The 14056-nt window shown below is 63.4% G+C and carries 14 protein-coding genes; 2 read left to right on the top strand and 12 right to left on the bottom strand.

The window, feature by feature from the left end; genetic code table 11:
- Nucleotides 1–35: 35 nt before the first annotated feature.
- Nucleotides 36–797, bottom strand: coding sequence for an HpcH/HpaI aldolase/citrate lyase family protein (locus X726_RS164720; protein WP_031214534.1), 762 nt, complete (start codon nt 795–797; stop codon nt 36–38).
- A 117-nt stretch (nt 798–914) separates the two neighbouring features.
- On the opposite strand from X726_RS164720, the gene X726_RS27860 reads away from it, so the two are divergent.
- Both X726_RS27860 and X726_RS1000000172190 read left to right on the top strand, forming a co-directional pair.
- Complete coding sequence (locus tag X726_RS27860) at nt 915–1892, top strand: LLM class flavin-dependent oxidoreductase (RefSeq protein WP_023667808.1); 978 nt, start codon at nt 915–917, stop codon at nt 1890–1892.
- Nucleotides 1880–2005 (top strand): hypothetical protein, encoded by a 126-nt coding sequence (locus X726_RS1000000172190; RefSeq protein WP_023667807.1) that lies wholly within the window; start codon nt 1880–1882, stop codon nt 2003–2005. Before X726_RS27860 ends, X726_RS1000000172190 begins: the two co-directional genes overlap by 13 nt.
- A gap of 23 nt (nt 2006–2028) precedes the next feature.
- On the opposite strand, the gene X726_RS164725 is transcribed toward X726_RS1000000172190, so the two are convergent.
- From X726_RS164725 to X726_RS164780, 11 genes are all read right to left on the bottom strand, one after another.
- Nucleotides 2029–2424, bottom strand: coding sequence for a RidA family protein (locus tag X726_RS164725; RefSeq protein ID WP_023667806.1), 396 nt, complete (start codon nt 2422–2424; stop codon nt 2029–2031).
- A 55-nt stretch (nt 2425–2479) separates the two neighbouring features.
- Nucleotides 2480–3628: an acyl-CoA dehydrogenase family protein gene (locus X726_RS164730; protein ID WP_023667805.1), complete on the bottom strand. Its 1149-nt coding sequence runs from the start codon at nt 3626–3628 to the stop codon at nt 2480–2482.
- Nucleotides 3628–4440: an enoyl-CoA hydratase family protein gene (locus X726_RS164735; protein ID WP_023667804.1), complete on the bottom strand. Its 813-nt coding sequence runs from the start codon at nt 4438–4440 to the stop codon at nt 3628–3630. Before X726_RS164735 ends, X726_RS164730 begins: the two co-directional genes overlap by 1 nt.
- Nucleotides 4437–4907, bottom strand: a complete 471-nt coding sequence (locus X726_RS164740; protein WP_023667803.1) for a MarR family transcriptional regulator — start codon at nt 4905–4907, stop codon at nt 4437–4439. Before X726_RS164740 ends, X726_RS164735 begins: the two co-directional genes overlap by 4 nt.
- Nucleotides 4901–5674, bottom strand: a complete 774-nt coding sequence (locus X726_RS164745; protein ID WP_023667802.1) for an SDR family NAD(P)-dependent oxidoreductase — start codon at nt 5672–5674, stop codon at nt 4901–4903. Before X726_RS164745 ends, X726_RS164740 begins: the two co-directional genes overlap by 7 nt.
- Nucleotides 5671–7965, bottom strand: coding sequence for a bifunctional salicylyl-CoA 5-hydroxylase/oxidoreductase (locus tag X726_RS164750; protein ID WP_023667801.1), 2295 nt, complete (start codon nt 7963–7965; stop codon nt 5671–5673). Before X726_RS164750 ends, X726_RS164745 begins: the two co-directional genes overlap by 4 nt.
- A gap of 141 nt (nt 7966–8106) precedes the next feature.
- Entirely contained in the window at nt 8107–8706 is a 600-nt protein-coding gene (locus tag X726_RS164755; protein WP_023667800.1) for a VOC family protein, read from the bottom strand.
- Nucleotides 8707–9560: 854 nt separating this feature from the next.
- On the bottom strand, nt 9561–10439 hold the full coding sequence (locus tag X726_RS164765) for an ABC transporter ATP-binding protein (RefSeq protein WP_023667798.1): 879 nt from the start codon (nt 10437–10439) through the stop codon (nt 9561–9563).
- Entirely contained in the window at nt 10436–11284 is an 849-nt protein-coding gene (locus X726_RS164770; protein WP_023667797.1) for an ABC transporter permease, read from the bottom strand. The genes X726_RS164765 and X726_RS164770 overlap by 4 nt, the downstream gene beginning before the upstream one ends.
- Nucleotides 11277–12284 (bottom strand): ABC transporter permease, encoded by a 1008-nt coding sequence (locus X726_RS164775; RefSeq protein WP_023667796.1) that lies wholly within the window; start codon nt 12282–12284, stop codon nt 11277–11279. Before X726_RS164775 ends, X726_RS164770 begins: the two co-directional genes overlap by 8 nt.
- Nucleotides 12285–12472: 188 nt before the next feature.
- Complete coding sequence (locus tag X726_RS164780) at nt 12473–13999, bottom strand: ABC transporter substrate-binding protein (protein ID WP_023667795.1); 1527 nt, start codon at nt 13997–13999, stop codon at nt 12473–12475.
- Nucleotides 14000–14056: the final 57 nt, after the last annotated feature.

Here is a 14056-nt window from a genome sequence, read left to right as displayed (position 1 = left end):
TTAAGCTTAAAAAGTTTTTGCCCGATCCCGCCCGTCTACGGCAGCTCGGCGCGCGCAGCGGTGCAGTTGGCCGCAGCGCCGGCGCCAAGAAACATCGTATCGCTGGCCAGCACGAAGAAGCTCGCGCCGATAGCGGCCCACTGGCTGATCGTCTGTGGGCTGGCGCAAAATATACCCGATGTCCTGCCATGCGCGACGGTCGCGCGGATGATCCTTGTGATCGCCTCATTGAGCTTGTCCACGCCTTTCGGCCCGATCGCATCGATCGACACGGAGAGATCGCCGGGGCCGACGAAGACCACATCGATGCCGTCTATGGCCGCGATCGCCTCGATGTTGGCCAGCCCCTCCGATGTCTCGACCTGGACCGCGACGACCACCCTGTCATTGGCCGCGGCCAGATATTCGGGAATGCGATAGCCATAGCCGGCCGCGCGGCCAGGCCCGACGCCGCGCTCGCCCAGCGGCGGATAGCGCGAGGCTTTCACCGCCGCCTCGGCCTGAGCAGCGGTCGAGACGCGCGGCACGAGCACGCCTTGTGCGCCGCTGTCGAGCGCCGCCTGGATAGCTTCCGGCGCATGACCGGGAACACGCACCATGGCCGGCACGCGATGCACGTCGGCCGCGCGCACCATGGTTTCGATCGTGTCGCGCGCGATCTGGGCATGTTCCCAGTCGATGCAGACGAAGTCGAGGCCGGTGAGCGCCATCACTTCGACGGCGACGGGATGGGGAATAGCGGCGAAGGAGCCGACGAGATTGGTCTTGCCGATGCACTTCTGACGGAACGCGCTCATATCCATCCCCTTTTCCCCTCCGAATTCATATCCGCAATCGGCGGCGAGGCGAAGCTATTTCAGGCTTGAAATATTTTTGCGCGGGCCTAGCGTGTCGGTCTCCCGCCACGAGTTCCCATGATGATCAAAACGCATCCCCTGCACGGCTCGAACAAACTGAAGCTCGGCGTCTTTTCGACCAATGCCGATGGCGGTCTGGCCATCACCGATGTGCCGGAACGCTGGACGGCAAGCTGGCAGGACAATCTGACGGCGGCGCAGATCGCCGACCGCGCCGGGCTGGAATTTATGCTGCCGATCGCGCGCTGGCGTGGCTTTGGCGGCCGCAACAAGGTGCGCGAATGGTCGTTCGAGACCTTCACCTGGGCAGCAGCCCTGGCGGTGGCCACCGAGCAGATCGGCCTGTTCATGACCGTGCATGTGCCGCTGGTGCATCCGCTCTATGCCGCCAAGGCGCTGGCAACTGTCGACCATATCAGCCAGGGCCGCGCCGGCCTGAACATCGTCTGCGGCTGGAACCCGAAGGAATTCGGCATGTTCGGCACGCCTTTGGTCGAGAAGGGCTACGACCAGGCCGCCGAATGGATCGAAATCCTGGAAAAGCTCTACGCCTCGGACCAGCCTCTGGACTATGAAGGCACCTACTATCGCCTCAAGGAGGCGGTGAGCCGGCCGGCGAGCCTGCAGGTTCCACGCCCGGTGACCATGAACGCTGCTTTCGGTGGCCCGGGCCGGGATTTCGCCGCCGCCCGATGCGATTATCTGTTCACGACCTTTTCGGAAATGAGCGATGCCGGCAAGCATGTCGCCGACATCAGCGAGCGGGCCGACAAGGTTGGCCGCAACGTCGGCGTCTACACGGTGGCGCATGTCGTCTGCCGTCCAACCATGGAAGAGGCGCAGGCCTACTACNCTATGCCGTCGATCTGGTCGACCACGATGCGGTCGATGCTCATATGGCAGGCAAGAAGGAGTTCTCGCAGTCGCATGACCCGCATGCCTATGACCGCTACCGGCAGCGTTTCGCCGGCGGCGCCGGCACCTACCCGCTGGTTGGAACGCCGGAGACGATTGCCGCCGAGATGGCGGCAATAGCCGGGCATGGCTACCAGGGCATCGCGCTGTCGTTCGTCAACTACACCCAGGAACTGCCCTATTTCTGCGACCACGTATTTCCGCTGCTGAAGCGGGCGGGGCTGCGCTGCTGATCAATCCGGGAATAACGAATTCGTTAATCCGGAATGACGGCGGTTGCCTGAATTTCGATCTTGGCGCGATCTTCCACCAGCGCCACCACCTGCATGGCGGCCATCGCTGGGAAATGCCGGCCGATCACCTCGCGATAGGCCTCGCCTATACCCTTGAGATTGCCGAGATATTCGGCCTTGTCGGTGAAATACCAGGTCATCGCGGTGATGTGCCGTGGCTCCGCGCCGGCTTCCGCCAGCACGGCGACGATGTTTTGCAGCGTCTGCCGCACCTGGCCGGCGAAATCGTCGGTCTCGAACTGGCACTGCCCGTTCCAGCCGACCTGTCCGCCGACGAAGACGAGCCTGCCGCGCGCGGCAATGCCGTTGGCGTAGCCGACCGGTTTCGCCCAGCCCTCCGGCTGCAGGATCTCGTGCATTTTCAAGCCTCCCCGGTATTCTTAAAACCAAATCTCAAAATCAAATACGTCGCTGTCAGGCCGCGCCCATCACCTGCCGTGCGATCACCACCTTCTGCACATCGGATGCGCCCTCGTAGATGCGTAGCGCGCGGATCTCGCGATAGAGGCTCTCGACGATATGGCCCTTGCGGACGCCGTCCCCCCCATGCAGCTGCACAGCCTTGTCGATCACCTCTTGCGCCTTGTCGGTGGCGAACAGCTTGGCCATCGCCGCCTCGCGGGTGACACGAGCCGCGCCCATGTCCTTGGTCCAGGCAGCGCGGTAGACCAGCAGCGCTGCGGCATCGATGTCCAGCGCCATGTCGGCGATATGGCCTTGCACCATCTGCAGCTCTGCCATCGGAGCGCCGAAAAGTTTGCGCTCGGCCACCCTGCTGATGCTTTCGTCCAGCGCCCGGCGGGCAAAGCCGAGTGCCGCCGCGCCGACCGTGGAGCGGAACACGTCAAGCACCGACATGGCGATGCGGAAGCCGTCTCCCGGTTTGCCGATCAGCGCCGAAGCCGGCACCCGGACCTGATCGAAGGAAAGCCGCGCCAGCGGATGCGGCGCGATCACTTCAAGGCGCTCGGCAATGCCAAGCCCCTTGGTATCAGCGGGTACGAGAAAGGCGGAAAGTCCCTTGGCACCCGGTGCCTCGGCGGTGCGGGCAAAGACGACGTAGAGATCGGCAATGCCGCCATTGGAAATCCAGGTCTTCTCGCCGCTGAGGATATAGAAGTCGCCATCGCGGCTCGCCGTCATTTCGGTGTTGGCGACATCCGACCCGGAGCGTGGCTCCGAAAGCGCGAAGGCGGAAATCGTCTTGCCGGCCCTGGTCTTTGCCAGCCATTGCTGCTGGTCGGGTGTGCCGAACAGGCTGAGCGCGCCGGTGCCGAGCCCCTGCATGGCGAAGGCGAAGTCGGCCAACCCGTCATGGCGCGCCAGCGTCTCGCGCGTGATGCACAAGGTGCGGACATCGAGCGGTCCCGGATTGTCGGTATCGAGCGCCGTCGGCTTCAGCCAGCCGTCGCGGCCAAGTTTCGCCACCAGCTCGCGGCAGGCGGCATCGACGTCGTGGTGATCGACGGGCAGGTTCCTGGCGCACCAGGCATCAAGGCGTTCGGCGAGTTCGCGATGCCGGTCTTCGAAAAACGGCCAGTTGAGGAAACTCTTGTCAGCCATCAATTGCCCTCGAACACCGGTTTCTCCTTGGCGAGGAAGGCCTTGTAGGCGCGCTCGAAGTCACGCGTCTGCATGCAGATCGCCTGCGCCTGCGCTTCCGCTTCGATCGCCTGGTCGAGGCCCATCGACCATTCCTGGTTGAGCTGCGTCTTGGTGATGCCGTGCGCGAAGGTCGGACCCGAGACGATGCGCGCCGCCATCTCGAGCGCGTCGGCCTCGAGCACTGCGGCATCGACCAGCCTGTTGTAGAAGCCCCAGCGCTCGCCTTCCGCTGCCGTCATCGTGCGGCCGGTGTAGAGCAATTCGGCGGCACGGCCCTGGCCGATGATGCGCGGCAGGATCGCGCAGGCGCCCATGTCGCAGCCGGCAAGGCCGACGCGGGTGAACAGGAAAGCGGTCTTGGCCTCCGGCGTGGCGATGCGGATGTCGGCGCTCATGGCGATGATGGCGCCGGCGCCGACCGCGACACCGTCGACCGCCGCGATGATCGGCTTGCCGCAGTTGAGCATCGCCTTGACGAAATCGCCGGTCATGCGGGTGAAGGCGAGCAATTCCTTCATGTCCATCTTGACCAATGGGCCGATAATGTCGTGGACATCGCCGCCCGAGCAGAAATTGCCGCCATTGGGCAGGAACACCACGGCGTCGACGTCGTCGGCATAGACGAGATCGCGGAACGTGTCGCGCAGTTCCGCATAGCTGTCGAAGGTCAGCGGATTCTTGCGCTCCGGCCGGTCGAGCCGCACCTTGGCGATCCTGCCTTCGACTTCCCAAAGGAAGTGCTTCGGCTTGAGGCCGGCCATCGAACTCATTCGCGTCCCTCCCAGTTGCTGCGGAACGAGGTCAGCATGCCGGTCAGCCGGCGCGCATCCTCCTCGCTGACCTTGGCCAGCAATTCTCCGATCCAACCCTCATGCGCCGCGGCCATTGCGGCAAAAGATTTGGAACCCTCGTCGGTCAGTCGCACCATGGATGTGCGGCGATCGCCATTGCGGCGCGCGCGCGCGACCACCCCTTCCGAAACAAGCCGGTCGACGATGCCGGTGACATTGCCGTTGGATACCAGCAGGAAGCGCGACAGATCGCTCATCAGCATGCCTTCCGGCGCGCGGTAGAGGGCGGCCATGACGTCGAAACGCGGCAGCGTCGTATCGAATTCCTTCTTCAGGCGCTCGCGCAGCTCCGCTTCGATCGTGCGCGAGGCGCGCAGCAGCCTGATCCAGAGACGCAGCCGGTCCTTGCCGGGTCCCGACGGCGCGGGCAATGGGCCGGCTACCATGTTTCGCCTCCTGAGATCGAAATTGCTTGTCCGGTAATCGACGCAGCCGCATCGCCGCACAGCCAGAGCACCGCTGAGGCAACTTCCTGCGGCTGGATGAAACGGCCTTGCGGGTTGGTCGAGGCAAGGCTCGCCCGCGCCTGCTCGACTGAGCGGCCGGTCTTTTCGACGACGCGCTGAATGGACTCCTCCAGCATGCCGGTCTCTACGAAGCCCGGGCAAACGGCGTTGACGGTCACGCCGGATTTCGCCGTCTCGGCCGCCAGTGCCCGCATCAGCCCGACCACCCCATGCTTGGCCGCCACGTAGGGCGCGACATAGGCGTAGCCTTTCAGCCCTGCGGTCGAGGCGACGAAGACGATCCGGCCCGCCTTGCGCGCGGCCATGCCGGCCAGCGCCGGCTTCACCGTCAGGAAGGCGCCGGTCAGATTGACGTCGAGCGTCCGCTGCCAGTCGGCAAGCGAGGTCCTGTGCGCCGGCGTGCTGCCGGCCATGCCGGCATTGGCGACGACGATGTCGAACGGGCCGCGCACGGCTTCCGCTTGCGCGTAGAGCGAAATCATCGCCGCCTCGTCGGTGACATCGGCTGACATGGCGTGGATGCGGTCGTTCTCGCCGGCCAACTTGGCAAGCTCGGCGTCGCGCCTCCCGCATATGGTCACCTCTATGCCGGCCTCGGCCAGCACGAGCGCGATGGCCCGGCCGACGCCGGAGCCGCCGCCAGTGACCAGCGCATGTTTGCCTGAAATCGCCAAGGCCGTCGTCATACTTTCAGCCCCGCCGCTGCATCGCGCTCGGCCAGCCGGTAGATCTGGTCGCGTCCGGGCAGATAGGGATCCGGCCATTTGACACCACGATCACCGAGCGTCACGGCTGCATGCAGCGTCCAGTAGGGATCGGCGAGATGCGGCCGTGCCAGGGCCACCAGGTCGGCGCGGCCGGCCATCAGGATCGAATTGACATGATCCGGCTCGTAGATGTTGCCGACCGCCATCGTCGCCATGCCGACCTCGTTGCGGATGCGGTCCGAGAACGGCGTCTGGAACATTCGGCCATAGACAGGCTTGGCGGCAATCGAGGTCTGGCCTGCCGAGACGTCGCATATGTCGACGCCGGCTTCGTGCAGCATCCGCGCGATCTCCACCGCATCGGCCGGCGTCACACCTTCGATGCCGACCCAATCATTGGCCGAAATGCGCACCGAGATCGGCTTTCGCGTCGGCCAGGCGGCGCGCACCGCATGGAAGATTTCCAGGGGATAGCGCATGCGATTTTCCCGCGAACCGCCATACTCATCCGTGCGCTGGTTGGTGACCGGCGTGATGAAGGACGACAGCAAATAGCCATGCGCGGCATGGATCTCGAGCATGTCGAAACCGCAGCGATCTGCCATCTCGGTGGACGCGACGAACTGGTCACGCACCTCGTCCATGTCGGCGCGGTCCATGGCTTTCGGCACCTGATTCTCAGGCGACCATGCAATCGCCGAGGCCGCCATGACCGGCCAATTGCCCGAGGCGAGCGGCACGTCGGTGCCTTCCCACCCGACACGGGTCGAGCCCTTGGCCCCGGAATGGCCGATCTGGGCGCAGATTTTCGCCTCGGTCTCGGTGTGGACGAAATCGACCAGCCGCTTCCACGCCACCTCATGTTCGGACGCATAGAAGCCGGGACAACCGGGCGTGATGCGTCCTTCCGGGCTGACGCAGGTCATCTCGATATAGACAAGCCCGGCGCCGCCCTTGGCACGCTCGGCATAGTGGGCGAAATGCCAGTCGGTCGGGCAGCCATCGACTGCCTTGTACTGCGCCATCGGCGAAACGACGATGCGGTTGTTGAGCTGCATGTCGCGCAGTTTGAACGGCGCGAACATCGGTGCCCGGCGCCGCCTGTTGCCGCCTGCCCCTGCCTGGCGCTGGAACCATTCCTCGGCGCTTTCAAGCCATTTGGCATCGCGCAGCCGCAAATTCTCGTGGCTGATGCGTTGCGAGCGGGTCAGCAGCGAATAATTGAACTGCACCGGATCGAGGCCGAGATAGCGCTCGACCTCCTCGAACCACTCCAGCGAATTGCGCGCCGCCGACTGCAGCTTCAGCACCTCGGTGCGGCGCGCATCCTCATACTTGCGGAAGGCGGCGTCGAGGTCCGGTTCGGTTTTGACATATTCGGCCAGCGCCACCGCGCTTTCCAATGCGAGCTTGGTCCCGGAGCCGATCGAGAAATGTGCCGAGGCCGCCGCGTCGCCCATCAGAGCCAGGTTCTTGTAGGACCAGCGTTCGCACAGCACGCGCGGGAAATTGATCCAGGCCGAACCTCTGATGTGATTGGCATTGGTCATCAGCGCGTGGCCGCCGAGATGTTTCTCAAAGATGCGCTCGCAGACGGCGATGGATTCCTGCTGCGACATGGCGCCGAAGCCGAAGGCAGCCCAGGTCTGTTCGCTGCACTCGACAATGAAGGTCGCTGTCTCGCTGTCGAATTGATAGGCGTGCGCCCACACCCAGCCATGCTCGGTCTTCTCGAAGATGAAGGTGAAGGCGTCGTCGAATTTCTGGTTGGTGCCGAGCCAGACGAATTTGCATTTGCGGGTGTCGATGTCGGGCTTGAAGACTTCGACGAAGGTGTTGCGCGCCCTTGAGTTCAGCCCATCGGCGGCGACGACCAGATCATGCGTCGCCATATAGGGCTGAGGGTCGGCGATATCGCTCTCGAACATCAGCCTCACGCCAAGTTCGCGCGCGCGTCGCTGCAGCAGGACCAGAAGCCGCTTGCGGCCGATGCCACAGAAACCGTGGCCCGACGAGACCGTGCGCACGCCGTCATGGATGACGGCGATGTCGTCCCAATAGGCGAAATGCTTCTTGATCCAGACAGCGCTGACCGGGTCGTTTTTGGCAAGGTTGTCGAGTGTTTCGGCCGACAGCACGACGCCCCAGCCGAACGTATCGTCGGCGCGATTGCGCTCGAACACCGTGATCTCGTGGGCGGCGTCCCGCAGCTTCATTGAAATGGCAAAGTAGAGGCCGGCTGGTCCGCCACCGAGAACCGCAACCTTCATCCGTGCGATCTCCTCTTCGCTTGCTGCATATCAAGTATCGCGCCGGAGATAAAATATTTCAAGCTTAAAGTTTCATGTTGGAACGATTGCTGGACACGGGTGGCGCGCCTGCGGGCTGGCCCCGCAAGCGCGCTCTGGAAATCACTTGTCCGGGTTCTTCGGGCTCCACAGCACAGTCTCGGCACCCTTCTCATAGGCCATCCCATCGGGATAGCTGATCGCCTCCAGTTGCAATCCCCATGGCGCCTGGAAATAGAGGATGGTCTGGCCGGCCGCCGGACCTTCCTTGACCGGCAGCGGACCCATCCGCGTCTTCACCCCCTTGCCGTCGAGATAGGCTTTCGCCGCGGCGACATCATCGACATACATGGCAATGTGGAAGCCGCCGATATCGCTGTTCTTCGGAGTCAAATCCTTCTGGTCAGGCGCAGTGTACTTGAACAGCTCGATGTTCGATCCATAACCGCAACGCACCATGGTGACCTGCTCGATGACAGCCTTCGGATCGACGCCCAGAAGATCCTGCATGAAGGTGCCCTTGTCATCGGCGAACGGACCGAACGACATCGCCTTCTCGCAGCCGACGACTTCGGTGAAGAAGTCGACTGCCTGCTTCATGTCGGGCACCGTGATGCCGGTGTGGTCGTGGCCGCGCATGCCGGGGATCGCATCGGCCGAAGCCGTTCCCATCGAGCAGAACAGGATCGCGGCAAGCATCGTGCCGCGGGCTGCGTAATTCATATTACCCTCCGTTCGCGGGCTGATTTTGCCCTCATGCACGTCCGAAGCCCGCTGTTCGGCGTGGTGGGTGAACAGTCCTATGCCGGCGCTTTCGTTGCTGGCCGCAACCAGTCGGCGAGATCGGAAGAGCACACGTCTGAACTCNGGTGGCGCTCGCCTCGACGATCCCGCCCTCGCGCATCACGATCACTTGTTGGCACAGCCGCCGGATGACCGACAGGTCGTGGCTGATGAAGGCGACCGTCAGCCCCATCTCCGCGGCCAGTCTCTCCAAAAGGGTGAGGATCTGCGCCTGCGTCGATACGTCGAGGCCGGAGACGATCTCGTCGGCCAGCACGAATTTCGGCGAAAGCGCCAACGCGCGCGCAATTCCGACGCGCTGGCGCTGCCCGCCCGACAGTTCATGACGATAGCGACTAGCGAAGCTTTGCGGCAGGCCGACGCGATGCAATGCCTCGGCGACGCGTTCCCTAAGCCTGTCGCCAAGCCCATTCTGCTTGAGCGGCGCGGCAATGATGCCGGCGATGGTGCGACGCGGGTTGAGCGACGACATCGGGTCCTGGAAGATCATCTGCAGGTCGCGGCGCAGAGGTCGCAGCTCTGCATCCGGCAGATGGGCGATATCGCGGCCCTCGAAATGGATGCTGCCGACGCTCGGCTCCAGAAGTCTGACAAGCGTGCGGCCGAGCGTCGATTTTCCGGACCCGGATTCACCGACGATGCCGGTCACCGAACCTCTCGGCAAATCGAAATCCAAGCCTCTCAAAATCTCGGCCAGCGGCGCGCGCCCGATCAGCGGCTTGCGGGTCATGTCGGGCAGCGCCACCTTCAGCCCGCGCACGGAAAACAGCGGCTCAACCATGCGGCCCTCTCCACGCCTGGTCGGAGGCGGCGATCTCCGCAGCGAGTCCTGCCAGCACCGTCTCATCCACCGGCTTCAGCGAGGCAAAGGGATCCGTGTAGCGCGGCGTAGCGGCCATCAATGCCCGCGTATAGGGATGCTCAGGCGCGGCGAAGAGAGCGGCTGTGTCAGCCTCTTCCACCACCTTGCCGGCGTAGAGCACAGACACTTGCTGGCTGATCTTTGCAACGACGCCGAGATCGTGGGTGACGAACAGGATCGCGGTGCCATGCTCGCGCTGCAGCTCGGCGATCAGTCGCAGGATCTGCTTTTGCACGGTAACGTCGAGCGCGGTTGTCGGCTCGTCGGCCACGATCAGCCGTGGCTCGGCGGAGAAGGCGGCGGCGATCAGCACACGCTGGCGCATGCCGCCGGACAGCTCGTGCGGATAGCATTTCAGCACCCGGTCGGGATCGCGGATCTGCACCTCATCCAACAATTGCCGGATACGCTTGTCCGCCTTGTCACCGTTCCAGCCGAGAATGCGCACCAGCCGGTCAGTCATCTGCGGACCGATGCGGCGCGACGGGTTGAGCGCAGTCAACGGATCTTGCGGGATCAGCGCCGTGCGAGCGCCGATCAGCGTGCGCCTTGCCTTGGGCTGCAGCCTGCCGAGGTCTTCGCCTTCGAGCTGCATGGCGCCTTCGACGATGCGCACGCTTGACGGCAGCACACCGAGCACCGCCTTGCCGATCATCGTCTTGCCGGCGCCGCTCTCGCCAACAAGAGCACGCACCTCACCCGGCTGCACGGAGAGCGACACCGACCGCAGCACGCGCTGGCCGTTCGGCAGCACGGCGCTCAGATTGGCAATATCCAGGCAAGCGCTCATCGCAGCACCGGATCGAAGCGTGTCTTCAGCGCCTCACCGAACTGGCTGAACGACAGCACGGTGAGGATCAGCGTGACAAGCGGAAACACCAGCACCCACCAGGCCTGATGGATCGACAGCCGGCCCTCGGCGATGATGCCGCCCCAGGTCGGATCGTCGGTCGAGATCGACAGATTGACGAAGGACAGGATGGCCTCGACGATGACGGCGATGCCCATCTCCAGCGACAGCAGTGCCACGATCGACGGCACCACATTGGGCAGCACCTCGCGCAGCATGATGCCGATGCGGCCATAGCCGGCGATGCGGGCGTTCTCGACATAGTCCATGCGCGACTGGCCCATCGCTTCGGCGCGGATCACCCGGCAAAAGCGCGTCCAGTCGATGATGGCGATGGCGAGGATGACGGAGCTGAGACCAGTGCCGAGCACCGCGACCAGCAGGATGGCGAACAGCACCGGAGGAAATGCCATCCAGACATCGACGATGCGTGAAATGATGCGGTCGGCCCAGCCGCCGAAATAGCCGGCGACCAATCCGAGCGTCGAGCCGACAAGGCAGGCGGCAATCGCCGCAGCGAAGGCGACGATGAAGGCGATTTGGCCGCCGAAGATAAGCCGCGACAAGAGGTCGCGGCCGAGGCTATCGGTGCCCAGCCAATAGCCGGGCTCGGCGCCATCGAGCCAGAAGGGCGGCAGCCGCTCCAGCATCAGATCCTGCGCCAGCGGGTCCTGCGGCGCCACCAGCGGCGCGAACATCGCCGCAAGAAGTACCAGCAGCAGCCAGCCGCCGGCCAGCCACAGCCTCAGGCCCAATCCGCGCCGGGCCATGCGTGCCTCACCCATGGCGCAGCCTCGGATTGAGCAGCGCATACATCATGTCGACTGCAAGATTGATCAGCACGAACAGCAGCGCGAACACCAGCACGATGCCTTGGATCAGCGGCAGGTCGCGGTTGATGACGGCATCGATCGCCATGTTGCCGAGCCCTTCGTAGGAAAACAGCCGCTCGACGATGACCGTGCCGCCGACAAGGAAGGTGAACTGGACGCCGACGAGAGTCAGTGTCGGCAAGGCAGCGTTCTTCAGCGCCTCGCGCAGGATAACCTGCGTTTCCGAAAACCCCTTCACCCGCGCCAGCACGACATAGTCGAGGTCAAGCACTTCCTTCAGCGACTGTTTCAGCAACTGCGCGATGATTGCCGCCAGCGGCAATGCCAAGGCTACTGCCGGCATCAGCATGTGTTTCAGCAGATCCCAGGTCAGGTCGAAGCGCAGCCGAAGCAAGCTCTCGAAGAAATAGAACTGGGTGACGAAGGGCAGATCGAGCTGCGGCGACACGCGGCCGGAGATATCGAAGATCGGCACCAGCACGCCAAACAAAAGGATCAGCACGAGGCCCCACAGGAAATCGGGAATGGAAAGGGCGGCGCCGCTGGCGATATCGATGCCGGCTTCGACCGCCGTGCCGCGCTCGCGGGCTCCGAGGATCGCCGTCGTGCCGCCGAGCCCAACCGCCATGACGAGCGCGATGATGGCAAGTTCCAGCGTTGCCGGCAAACGATTGAAGACAAGGCTGAGCACATCTTGCCTGAGCGAAATCGAGGTGCCAAAATCGCCCCTGACGACGCCGGACAGCCAGATGAAGAATTGCTGCACGATGGTCTTGTCGAGCCCGTAGAGTGCACGCAGCCGGTCGATGTCGGCATCTGTCGCACCGGGGGGCAGCATCATGGCGATCGGGTCACCAGGCGCGACGCGGATCACGACGAAGACGACGACAGCCACGCCGAACAGCGTGATCAGCATCGTCAGCAGACGGATCAGGAATCGTTGCAGGAGCATTCTGGTGTTGGCCCAGTGCGTTTCTAACGAAGAGCCCCCTCATTCGTCCGCTTCGCGGCCACCTTCTCCCCGAGGGGAGAAGAGGTCACGGACAGCTGAGCTGGTCTCTTCTCCCCAGCGGGGAGAAGGTGGCCCGAAGGGCCGGATGAGGGGGCCGCTCAGCGAAGGGTGGCGCCCACAAGCCGATATCAGGCAGGGGTCATCAGCGCCGGCAGCAGCGCGCCGGACACATGCTGCACCACGTTGACGCCCTTGGCATGCACGATAGGTTGCGCATACTGAATCAGCGGCAGCACATAGGCCTGCTCGGCGATATACTTGTCGACAGCCTTCCAGCCGGCGATGCGCTTGGCCTCGTCCTTCTCGCCCCAGAGCGGATTGATCATGTCGATCAGGTCCTGGCTGTCCCACACCGAATGCGGGCTCGGCCCATACATGGCAAAACCAGTCGACGTTGTCGGATCGCCGATGGCATTGCCCCAATTGTAGAAGGCGGCCGGCGCCAGCTTGTCGGCGGCGCGCAGCTCATAGTGCTTGGCGATCTCGTAGACCTCGATCGTCGCCTCGATGCCGACCTTGCGCCACATGCCGACGATTGCCTGGATCATCTCATAATCCTTGGGCTTGAAGCCCTTGGTCGTCTGGATGGTGAACTTGACCGGTTTTTCCGGCGAATAGCCGGAAGCCGCGAGCAGCTCCTTGGCCTTTTCAGGATTGTGCTCGACCTTGATCGAGGCATCGAAGGCCGTGTACTCCGGGGTCTCCAGCGTAGCGATCGGCTGGCCATAGCCGCGCAGCAGCCGTTTGACCAGAAGCTCCTTGTCCACAGCCATGACAGCGGCCTGGCGGACGTTCTTGTCCAGCATCGCTTCAATGTCGTTGAAGAAGATCATGCCGATGTCGGAAACAGGCTTGCACGAGCCGGCAAGCCCGTCCTTGGCGATCAGCCGGTCATACTCTTCATAGGGGACCTCCAGCGTCACCTGCGAGGAACCGGATTCGATCTCGGCAACGCGGCTCGCCGCGTCGGTGACGAACTTGATCGTCACATTCTCGAAGGCCGGCTTGTCGCCCCAATAGTGCGGGTTGGCCTTCAGTCGGAGGAAAGCATTTCGCTCGAATTTTTCCACCATGTAAGGGCCGGTGCCGATCGGCGCCTTCTCGAAACCTTCGGCGCCGACCTTCTCATAATAGGCCTTCGGCAGGATGTAGCCGGTCAGGAACGACATCCATTTAAAGTAGACCGGATCGAACTGCACGACGTCGCCGGTGATCTTGTTGCCGTCGATCTTGAAATTGTTGACGTTCTTCCAGACGAACTGGATCGGATTGCCGGTCTTTTCGTCGCCCGCCCGCTGCAGCGACCAGACCACGTCCTCGGGCGTGAAGGGCGAGCCGTCATGCCAGGTCACGCCTTCGCGCACCGTCATCGTCACCTTGGTGCGATCCTCGTTCCAGCCCCATTCGGTGAGCAGGCCAGGCGCAAAGGACAGGTCCGGCTTTTGCGGAATGAACTGGTCGAACACTGACTGGTAGAGGCCCTGGATCGTCGGGTTGACGGCCGAGGGTCCGGTGGTCGGATCCCAGGACGGCAGGTTGACGTTATAGGCGATGGTCAGTTCGCCCGCTGCCTTGGCGATCTGCGGCAGGCCGATTGCGGCCGCACCAAGTGCCGCGGCACTGTATCCCAGCAATTCGCGTCTGTTGATTGTCATGGTCGTTCCCCTTGTTGTTTGTTGTCTTTGCGCGGCACTACCAGTTCATAGCTTCAG

The sequence above is a fragment of the Mesorhizobium sp. LSJC285A00 genome (assembly GCF_000503155.1).
Taxonomy (GTDB): Bacteria; Pseudomonadota; Alphaproteobacteria; order Rhizobiales; family Rhizobiaceae; genus Mesorhizobium.
The sequence above is the reverse complement of the archived record's forward strand: the minus strand, read 5'-3'. Positions and strand labels throughout refer to the sequence as shown.